The 1,634-nt window shown below is 60.4% G+C and carries 1 pseudogene; it reads left to right on the top strand.

Annotation, left to right across the window (positions count from 1 at the left end):
- The first annotated feature begins 49 nt into the window (after positions 1-49).
- Positions 50-1,626 (top strand): annotated as a pseudogene (locus tag AWB65_RS34800) (IS3 family transposase).
- Positions 1,627-1,634: the final 8 nt, after the last annotated feature.

The following is a 1,634-nucleotide window of genomic DNA, read 5'->3' on the forward strand; positions in this document are numbered from 1 at the left end:
TAGATGTCGCCTCTGAATTTTTGTTATTTGAAGAACTCAGAGGTGCAGGTTGAAGACGAAACAGACGTATTCTGTAGAATTCAGAGAGCAGGCGCTGGCGAAGGCCCTGCAACGAGGCAACCGCTCCGTAGGAGCGGTTGCCTCCGAACTGAACATGAGCGTATTAACTTTAAGGAAGTGGATCCGGGTGTCTAACGCCGCAAGCCGCAACCCGGTGCCTGTCGATGCACGGCGCCCGGAAGATTGGTCGTTGGAAGAGCGCCTGCTGGCCTTGCATCAGAGCCACGGACTCACCGACGAGGCACTGCATGCCTGGTGCCGTGAGCGGGGCCTGTTCGCCCATCATCTCACCCAGTGGCGCCAGGACTTCTGCACGGCCGGCAGCGGCTCGGCCCGGCGCGAGAACGCCCTGGAAGTACGTGAACTGAAACACGCCAATGCGCAACTGCAACGCGAACTGAACCGCAAGGACAAGGCGCTGGCGGAGGCGGCGGCGTTGCTGATACTACAAAAAAAGTATCAGGCGCTGTTCGGGGACGAGGATCAATGAGTTCCCCCGGGCAGCGCAGCACCGTGATCGGGCTGATCGAAGAAGCGATCCTCGCCGGGGCGCGTCAGGCGCGTGCGTGTGAGATCCTGGGGCTGAGTTCGCGTACCTTGCAGCGCTGGCAACGTGGCGACCCCGATGCCGTGGACGGGCGCACCTTGTGCCGCCACGAGCCTGCGCACAAGCTGTCGGCCGATGAACGCGCCGAACTGCTGGCGGTGGCCAACTCTGCTGAATTCGCCCACCTGTCACCGAGCCAGATCGTGCCACGACTGGCCGACCAGCAACGCTACATCGCCTCGGAATCAACGTTTTACCGGGTGCTGCGCGAAGCGAACCAGCTCGCCCACCGGCGCAGCGAACGGCCGGCCAGCGCACGTAGCAAACCGCGCGCGGTCTGTGCCGATGCGCCCAACCAGCTGTACTCGTGGGACATTACTTACTTGCCGACGACGATTCGTGGGCAGTATTTTTATCTGTATCTGTTTCTCGATGTCTTCAGCCGCAAGATTGTCGGATGGCAGGTCTATGCCGAGGAAAGCAGCGTGCTGGCCAGCGAAGTGCTCAAAGACCTTTGCGCACGCGAAGCGATACAACCCGACCAGGTCATCCTGCACTCCGATAACGGCAGCCCGATGAAAGGCGCCACGATGCTCGCCACCCTGCAGGCGCTGGGTGTTATGCCGTCATTGAGTCGACCGGGCGTGAGCAATGACAATCCGTATTCGGAATCGCTGTTCAAGACGTTGAAGTACCGACCGGCCTACCCGTTGCAGACGTTTGACACCCTGTTTGCCGCGCGCACCTGGGTCACCGGGCTAGTACGCTGGTATAACCACGAACATCGTCACAGCGCGATCCGCTTCGTGACGCCGGCCCAGCGTCACGCAAACCTTGACCAGCAGATTCTCGATCGCCGCGCAACGCTCTATGAGGTGGCCAGGCAGCGTAACCCGCTGCGATGGAAAGGCCCTACGCGAAACTGGAAGCGCGTGCACACGGTCCATCTGAATCCCGATCAGGTCGGTAAATCTGAACTCACTCGACACCCTCAAACGCAAGAGCAAAAAGCCGCCTGAAATCCAAT

The sequence above is a fragment of the Caballeronia humi genome (genome assembly GCF_001544475.1).
Lineage (GTDB): Bacteria > Pseudomonadota > Gammaproteobacteria > Burkholderiales > Burkholderiaceae > Caballeronia > Caballeronia humi.